Here is a 7,927-nt window from a genome sequence, read left to right as displayed (position 1 = left end):
CCGGCCCTGCGATCGTCGCCGCATGCCGGAAGGACCGCCGACGGGCGATCGCCGCCGCCATGCTCGACGCCTTCGCCGATGCCGGGATCGAGGCCCGCGCGTACCAGACCCGCATCGGTCGCGGCGCGACCGTTCTCGCGGACCACGAGCGCTGACGGGGGACGAACGAAGAGGAGTAGCGACGCAGAGCGATGGGGGAGCGGTGACGGGAACCCGGGGGCCTCCGGTCGCGGTAGTCGATGGGTGCGCCGACCGGTTATGCGATAGCCCGTTCGGTCGACTCTAGAACCGAGTATTCGACCGTGTTCACGCCGTTGACGGCCCGGATCCGGGCCACGTACGCGGAGATCGTGTCGATGGACCCCTCGACGACGAACAGCTCGAGACAGGCCCCGCCGGCGTGGCTGTGTACGCTCGAGGTCACGAGCTCAGCGTGTGCGTGGCGGAGCTCCGAGAGCGACGCTTCCGCGGTCGAATCGTGCTCGAACCGTGCGGCGATCATACACGCGACCTCCCCGTCGAACTCGGCCATGTCGAACTCGTCGATCAGCCCACGTGCGCCCTCCCGAACGGCCTCGCTTCGCCCGCTGTAGCCGTGATCCTCGATGAAGTCGTCGAGCTCGTTCAGGAGACTCTCGGGCATGGAAACGCTAACGACTGGCATACGCTCGATCGGCCGCCTTCGTTGATAGGTGTTGTTATGATCAATTAGTTATTTCGTAATAACTAACAACTTTATACTCTCAGTTACTAACTATTCGTGATGAGCGACACTATTCCAGTCACGGTACTGTCCGGCGCGCTCGGCGCGGGCAAGACGACGACGCTGAACCACGTGTTGACCGCGGACCACGGCTACGAGGTCGCGGTCCTGATCAACGATATGGGCGAGGTAAACGTCGACGCCGACCATATCGAACAGCAGTCGGAGCTCTCACAGACCGACGAGGAGATCATCGAGATGTCCAACGGCTGCATCTGCTGTCGGCTCCGCGGCGACATGCTCGAGGCGGTCGGCGCGCTCGCAGAGAACCGCGATTTCGACTACCTGCTGATCGAGTCGTCGGGCATCTCCGAGCCGATCCCAGTCGCACAGACGTTCGTACTCGGCTACGAGGACGCCGACTACGACCCGACCGAGGACTTCCACCTCGACACGATGGTCTCGGTCGTCGACGCCCACGCGATGTACGAGGGGTTCGACTCGGGACGCGCGCTGGCCGACGACGACGCGGCCACGGGAACGGACCGGGTCCCCGAGGAGGTGCTCATGGACCAGATCGAGTTCTGTGACGTCCTGCTTCTCAACAAGTGCGATCTCGTCCCCGACGACGAGCTCGACGAGATCGAGGCCGTTCTCGGGACGTTACAGCCCCGCGCCGAGGTCGTCCGAACCGAGTTCGGACGCGTCGAGCCGTCGACGATCCTCGACACCGGCCGGTTCGACTTCGAGGAGGCGAAACGCTCCGCCGGCTGGCGACACGAGCTCGAACACGGCCATCACCACGACGACGCCGCCGCCGAACACGGCGTCGAGTCGTTCGTCTTCCGGGCGGACCGCCCGCTCCACCCGGAGCGGATCGCGGAGCTCTTCGAGAACCTCCCGTCGGCAGTCATTCGTGCGAAGGGGTTCTTCTGGTCCGCCGGCCGCGAGGACGTCGCAATGGGACTCGACAAGGCCGGGCAGTCGGTTCGCGCCGGGCCGAAAGGCCGGTGGATCGCTACCCTCCCGCCACAACAACAGCAGCGATACCTCCAGACGATGCCGGATCTCGAAGAGGAGTGGGACGACCGCTGGGGCGACCGTGGTGTCGAGCTGGTGTTCATCGGCCGCGAGTTCGATCGGTCGGAGCTCGAAGCGTGGCTGGAGGATTGCCTGTTGACCGACGAGGAGCTGAACGAGAACTGGGATCGGTATCCCGACCCGTTCGGCGACGAGGACCAGCGGGAGCTGGCGCTCGCCGACGACTGAGATGACGGTTCCCGTTACGGTACTGTCCGGGACGCTCGGTGCGGGCAAGACGACGCTGCTGAACGATGTTCTCTCCGCGGACCACGGTCACGAGGTGGCAGTCCTCGTCAACGACATGGGCGAGATCAACGTCGACGCGGAGCTGGTACGGCGTCGGGTCGAACGGACGGGCGAGACCGTCGAGCTCTCGAACGGCTGTATCTGTTGTGGCATGCGGGGGGAGTTCGAGTCCGCGATCATCGATCTCGCCCTGAACCACGAGTTCGACTACCTCCTCGTCGAACCCTCCGGGATCTCCGAGCCGGCACCCGTCGCTCGGCAGTTCGTCGCCGGCCACGCCTCCACGTTCTACGACGTCAGCAGCGTCACGACCGTCGTCGATGCGCGACGGTTCTACGACACGTTCCGAACGGGTGGCGTCGAGCGTCGCGACGACACGGACGCGGGTGATCGCCCGCTCTCCGAGCTCGTGCTCGACGGCGTCGAGTTCTGTGACACCCTCGTCATCAACAAGACCGATCTGGTGACCGACGCGGAGCTGGACGAGGTCCGTGAGATGATCCGAGCGGTGCAGCCGGCGGCGACGATGTTCGAGACCGCGTTCGGCCGTGTCGATCCGGCTGACGTCCTCGGAACGAGTCGGTTCGACCCCGAGGCGGTCGCCGGCTCCGCGAGCTGGAGGCGAGCGCTCGATCACCATCGGGCACACGGCGGCTCGACGGACGACGGCGCGGGTCACGCCGGTGACGACCCCGAGCACGGCGATGGGTCGGACGATCACGCCCCCGAACGTGGAAGCGAGCCGGGCGATCACGACCAGGAGTCCGACGATCACGACCACGATGACGAGCCGGGAGATCACGACCACGAGCATCCGCCGGCAGTGTACGGGATCGACTCGTTCGTCTACCAGCGCAGACGGCCGATGCATCCCGGACGTCTCGCGGACGCCGTCGCCGACCTCCCGTCGAGCGTCGTCCGTGCGAAGGGCTACCTCCACGTCGCCGGCCGGGGTGATCACGCGCTCACGCTCTCCCGGGCGGGCCAACGGACCCGCGTCGAGGTCGCCGGCCGGTGGATCGCTTCCCTCCCAGACAGCCATCGGGAGCGCTACCGACGCGGTCGATCGGTGGACTGGGACGACCGATACGGCGACCGGAAAACCGAGCTCGCGATAATCGGCCGCGACGTCGACAGAGACGCGGTCGTGACGCTCCTCGACTCGTGTCTCCTCACGGATGCCGACCCGGATCCCGAAACCGAAGGGCTCGCCAACCCGTTCCCGAACGAGGACGGGACGGCGGTCCAGCTATGAACGACGACCTCCCCAGCCCCGCGGATCGGCGTGGAGTCGACGAGGACGGCCACGCGGTCGTCGACCCGCTGTGTGTCGCCGTCGTCACCGTCTCCTCGTCGCGAACGCTTGAGGACGACCCGGGCGGCGACGCCGCCGCAGCGCTGATACGCGACTCCGAAAACCGGGTGACCGCCCGCGAGCTGGTGTCCGACGACTTCTCGGCGATCCGTGGAACCGTGGACCGGCTGGCGGGCCGCGACGACGTCGACTGTGTCGTCACGACTGGCGGCACCGGGATGACCATCGACGACGTGACGCCCGCCGCCTGTTCGGGGCTCTTCGAGCGCGACATCCCGGGGTTCGGCGAGTGCTTTCGACAGGTGTCCTACGAGGAGATCGGCCACCGAGCCATGGCGTCTCGGGCGACCGGCGGGATCGTGGCCGGCACGCCCGTGTTCTGTCTCCCGGGGAGCCGAGCCGCCGTCCGAACGGGACTGACGGCGCTCGTCCTGCCCGAAGCTCCGCACATCGCCGGCCTCGCGACGCGACACCGGTTCGACGACGAGGGTGAACCGTGACGCTGTACGGTATCGGGCTCGGCCCGGGCGACCCCGAACTCCTCACCGTTCGCGGTCGTCGGCTCCTCGAGGCCGCCGACGTGGTTTACACGCCCGGCCGCCTCTCCCGTCGTGTCGCCGGGTCGTACGTCGACGACGAGACGCTGAGCGACCTCGAGTTCCCAATGACCCGTGACGAGGACGAGCTTCGGACCGCTTGGAAGTCGGCGGCTGACACGGTCGCGTCGACCGCCCGCGACGAGCAGGCGGCGTTCGTTACGGAAAATTCGAGGCGAAAGCCTCGCCCTTCAGGGCGGGGATGAAGCCGACCAATAGTATTCAACCGCCAACGATGGCACGGGCGGGGTTCCAATGTGATCTTTAAGGCGTCCGACCGTCATAGTATACATAGATGGTAAAGAGTACCCGTCACGCGAAATACGAACTCTACTACCACATAGTGTTCGTGCCGAAATCGGGCGGGACCGAAGGTCCCGCTGACCTCGCGGAACAGGGTTCCGCTCAGTATCGGCGTTCGTACCTGACGGGGAAGACGAAGGAACGTCTCGAAACCATCTTCGCGGAAATCTGTGAGGACAAGGGCCTCGAACTGGCCGAGTGCGAGGTCATGCCCGACCACGTACACCTGTTCATCGGGAGTCCGCCGAAGAACGCCCCGTCACTCATCGTCAACTGGGTCAAGGGCATCTCGGCGCGGAAGTACAATCAACGCTACGACGACCGCGTGAAGTGGACTCGTTCGTACTACGTCGGTACGGCGGGTAGTGCCTCAAAGGGCGCTGTCGAACAGTACATCGCTGAACAGGAAGGTGGCGACGAATGAAGCGCGTCAACACCTTCGAGGTGGTTCCACAGACCGAGAACGACAAAGAGTGTCTTCTGCGGCTACTCGACGCCTCTGCCTCCCTGTGGAACGAACTGACCTACGAACGTCGTCAGAACTACTTCGGTGACGGCGACGTATGGGACACCTCCGAGTACCGTGGACAGTACAACGGTGTCGTCGGAAGCGCGACTGTCCAACAGGTCACGCGCAAGAACAGCGAAGCGTGGCGGTCGTTCTTCGCCCTCAAGGAGAAAGGCGAGTACGCCAACCCACCGTCGTACTGGGGCAACGAGGAAGACGGACGCGAACTCCGCACCTACATCCGATGCAACCAGTACACGATTCAGTGGGGCAAGCGTAGCCGTCTCGAAATCCCTGTCGGGCAAGAACTGAAAGACGAATACGGACTCGGCTACCACGAACGACTCCGCCTCGAAGTCCGAGGCAACCCGAAGTGGGACGGCAAACAAGGTCGTCTGGAACTTGAGTACGACGAAGTGAGCGACACGTTCAGGGCTTTTCAACCAGTCACCGTACCTGATTCTCGACTGGATTCACCACTGGCTTCTCACGAAGCCGCCCTCGACGTTGGCGCAAACAATCTCGTCGCCTGTTCCACGACTACTGGGAACCAGTACCTCTACGATGGACGCGAGTTGTTCGGACGGTTCCGCGAGACGACTGACGAAATCGCCCGCCTACAGTCAAAACTCCGTGAGGGGCGCTACTCCTCGAATCGGATTCGACGGCTGTACCGACAGCGGACGAAGCGCCGTGACCACGCACAGAACGCGCTGGTACGTGACCTCGTTGAACGGCTGTATGACGAGGGCGTGGCGACGGTGTACGTGGGCGACTTGACCGACGTGCTGAAAACGCACTGGTCGGTCAGGGTGAACGAGAAGACACACAACTTCTGGGCGTTCAAGAAGTTCAGCCACCGTCTCGCGTGTGTCTGTGAGGAGTACGGTATCTCTCTCGAAGCCGAGTCGGAAGCGTGGACGAGTCAGACGTGTCCCGAGTGTGGCGACCACGAGGAGACGGTTCGCCACGAGGATACGCTGACCTGTCCATGTGGCTTCGAGGGGCACGCCGACCTCACGGCGTCAGAGACGTTCCTTCGAGAAAACAGCGATAGCGAAGTCAGGCCGATGGCACGGCCCGTGCGATTCGAGTGGGACGACCACGACTGGTCGGGGAAACCATACCCTCATGAAAGTCCCAAAGAAGTGCGCACGAACCCGCAAGTTGCCTCCGTGGGTCGGTAGCCGAACCCCCAACGGAGGAATCCTCGCGCCTCAGCGCGGGGAGGATGTCAAGCTCGGCGACCCAAACGTGTACTCGACGTTCGGACACCTCCGACGGGCGCTCGACCGGTTCCACCCGGCGGTCGCCGTCGAGGTCGTTCCGGGCGTCTCGACGGTGACGGCCTTCACCAGCGCGTTCGACGTCGAGATCACGGTGGGGTCGGAGCTGACGCTCCGGGAGGCCGCGGACGGCGACGCCCCGGCCGGCCCCGACCGGATGGTGCTGTTCAAGGTGACCGACGTGCCGACGACACATCGGAAACTCGTCAACGCCGGCTACGACGTCGTCTACGGTCGTCGGCTGTTCATGTCTGACGTGGAGACGACTGTGACTCGGGATCCGTCGACGCTCGCCGACCGGGACTACTACACGGTCGCGTACGCGGAGAAATCGGAGGTAGACGACGGACACTCGCTGTTCGCGTGACCGTCTCTCGTGGGCGTCGACAGGCGTGTCCTCTCGGCGAGTCGACGACCCCGTTCAGCCGGATACGGTGTCCCGCAGCTTAGACGCCGCGACCCTGCAGCTTCTCCTCTTCGGGCATGTCGGCGTTCGACTGGCCTTTCATCCCCTTGCCGGTGCCGCTGGCGATCCGCGCGAGCTCGTCGGCGTCGTCCCAGTTGTTGACGGCCTCGACGATCGCCTCGCCCATCCGGACTGGGTCCTCCGCGCCGAAGATCCCGGATCCGACGAAGATGCCGTCACAGCCGTGGTACATCATGAGCGCGGCGTCGGCGGGCGTCGCGATCCCGCCGGCCGCGAAGTTGACGACCGGGAGCCGGCCGGCATCGGCCGTCTCGTGGACCAGGTCGCGCGGCGCGCCGTGCTCGCGGGCCCACTTCTCGCGCTCCTCGTAGTTGAGACCGGTGAGCGTCCGGATCTGGTGTTTGATCGTCCGCTGGTGTTTGACGGCCTGGTTCACGTCGCCGGTGCCGGCCTCGCCCTTCGTCCGGATCATCGCCGCGCCCTCGTGGATCCGCCGGAGCGCCTCGGGGAGGTTCCGGGCCCCACAGACGAACGGCGACGAGAAGTCGCGTTTGTCCGTGTGGTACTCGTCGTCGGCGGGGGTGAGCACCTCGCTCTCGTCGATCATGTCGACGCCGAGCGCTTCGAGGATCTCCGCCTCCTTGCGGTGGCCGATCCGAGATTTACCCATTACCGGGATCGACACCTCGTCGATCACCTCGGGAACACGCTCCGGGTCCGGCATCCGTGCGACCCCGCCGCGTTTGCGGATGTCCGCCGGCACGTTCTCGAGGACCATCACCGCGACCGCGCCGGCGTCCTCGGCGATGCGGGCCTGTTCCCGGTTGACGACGTCCATGATGACGCCGCCCTTCTGCATCCGCGCGAAGCCGCGCTTAACCAGTTCGGTCCCCCGCTTCAGCTCCTCCAGATCCGTTGCCTCTGGCATGTCGATCGGTAGGGTCGCCGGCCACTTAACGGGTCGCTTTCGGCGGGGCGAACGTCGATAGCGCCGGTTCCCGGATCCGCAACGCGGGACCACAAACGCGAAGTCGATCCGCGTTCAGGGTCGACGTATGGTTACCGGTGCCGTCATCGCCGGCGGACGCTCGACCCGGTTCGGCGACGCCGACAAGTCCGTCGCCGAGCTCTGCGGGGTGCCGATGATCCGGCGGGTCACGAATCGGCTCGCTGGCGTCGACGACCCCGTTCCGCCGGGCGCGGCGCGGGCCGCCGGGGGTGATCCGGTGGTGGACGACGTGGTGGTGAACTGCCGCCCCGACCAGCGCGACGCCATCGGGGCGGCGATGGAGGGGGTCTCGCTCCCGATCCGCTGGGCGATCGACGACGACACCGACCAGGGGCCCGTGGCCGGGATCCAAAACGCGTGCCGGGCAGCCCCCGGCGAGTACGTCTTCGTCGTCGCCTGCGACATGCCGTTCGTCGATCCGGCGTTCGCCGCGACGCTGCTCGCGGACGCC

General features: G+C 65.6%; 8 protein-coding genes and 3 pseudogenes. 9 read left to right on the top strand and 2 right to left on the bottom strand.

Annotated elements, in window-relative coordinates; translation table 11 throughout:
• Positions 1-155 (top strand): annotated as a pseudogene (locus tag ACFQEU_RS08395) (homoserine kinase); the annotation flags it as partial.
• Positions 156-256: 101 nt separating this feature from the next.
• On the opposite strand, the gene ACFQEU_RS08390 reads toward ACFQEU_RS08395, so the two are convergent.
• A complete protein-coding gene (locus ACFQEU_RS08390) occupies positions 257-664 on the bottom strand; it encodes a CopG family ribbon-helix-helix protein (protein ID WP_379781125.1) in 408 nt (135 codons plus the stop codon).
• Positions 665-763: 99 nt separating this feature from the next.
• Between ACFQEU_RS08390 and ACFQEU_RS08385 the strand changes: the two genes are divergently transcribed.
• From ACFQEU_RS08385 to ACFQEU_RS08355, 7 genes and pseudogenes are all read left to right on the top strand, one after another.
• Positions 764-1,972 (top strand): GTP-binding protein, encoded by a 1,209-nt coding sequence (locus ACFQEU_RS08385; RefSeq protein WP_379781123.1) that lies wholly within the window; start codon positions 764-766, stop codon positions 1,970-1,972.
• 1 nt (position 1,973) lies between these two features.
• The gene (locus ACFQEU_RS08380) at positions 1,974-3,287 is read left to right on the top strand and encodes a CobW family GTP-binding protein (RefSeq protein WP_379781121.1); all 1,314 of its coding nucleotides are present in this window, start codon (positions 1,974-1,976) and stop codon (positions 3,285-3,287) included.
• Entirely contained in the window at positions 3,284-3,847 is a 564-nt protein-coding gene (locus ACFQEU_RS08375) for a MogA/MoaB family molybdenum cofactor biosynthesis protein (RefSeq protein ID WP_379781118.1), read from the top strand. Before ACFQEU_RS08380 ends, ACFQEU_RS08375 begins: the two co-directional genes overlap by 4 nt.
• Positions 3,844-4,107: pseudogene (locus tag ACFQEU_RS08370) on the top strand (SAM-dependent methyltransferase); the annotation flags it as partial. The gene ACFQEU_RS08375 and the pseudogene ACFQEU_RS08370, both read left to right, overlap by 4 nt.
• Positions 4,108-4,238: 131 nt before the next feature.
• Positions 4,239-4,670: an IS200/IS605 family transposase gene (gene tnpA, locus ACFQEU_RS08365; protein ID WP_379781116.1), complete on the top strand. Its 432-nt coding sequence runs from the start codon at positions 4,239-4,241 to the stop codon at positions 4,668-4,670.
• Complete coding sequence (locus tag ACFQEU_RS08360; RefSeq protein ID WP_379781114.1) at positions 4,667-5,941, top strand: RNA-guided endonuclease InsQ/TnpB family protein; 1,275 nt, start codon at positions 4,667-4,669, stop codon at positions 5,939-5,941. The genes tnpA and ACFQEU_RS08360 overlap by 4 nt, the downstream gene beginning before the upstream one ends.
• A gap of 46 nt (positions 5,942-5,987) precedes the next feature.
• Positions 5,988-6,407: pseudogene (locus tag ACFQEU_RS08355) on the top strand (cobalt-factor II C(20)-methyltransferase); the annotation flags it as partial.
• 79 nt (positions 6,408-6,486) lie between these two features.
• Here ACFQEU_RS08355 and pdxS read toward each other — a convergent pair.
• Positions 6,487-7,395 (bottom strand): pyridoxal 5'-phosphate synthase lyase subunit PdxS, encoded by a 909-nt coding sequence (gene pdxS, locus ACFQEU_RS08350; protein ID WP_379781112.1) that lies wholly within the window; start codon positions 7,393-7,395, stop codon positions 6,487-6,489.
• Between the two features lie 127 nt (positions 7,396-7,522).
• Between pdxS and ACFQEU_RS08345 the strand changes: the two genes are divergently transcribed.
• Positions 7,523-7,927, top strand: a 405-nt coding sequence (locus ACFQEU_RS08345; protein ID WP_379781110.1) for a molybdenum cofactor guanylyltransferase, incomplete at its 3' end; no start/stop codon positions are given.

The organism is Halorubrum tibetense, from assembly GCF_042661865.1.
GTDB classification, from domain to species: Archaea; Halobacteriota; Halobacteria; order Halobacteriales; family Haloferacaceae; genus Halorubrum; species Halorubrum tibetense.
This window is presented reverse-complemented; position numbering and strand designations above follow the sequence as displayed.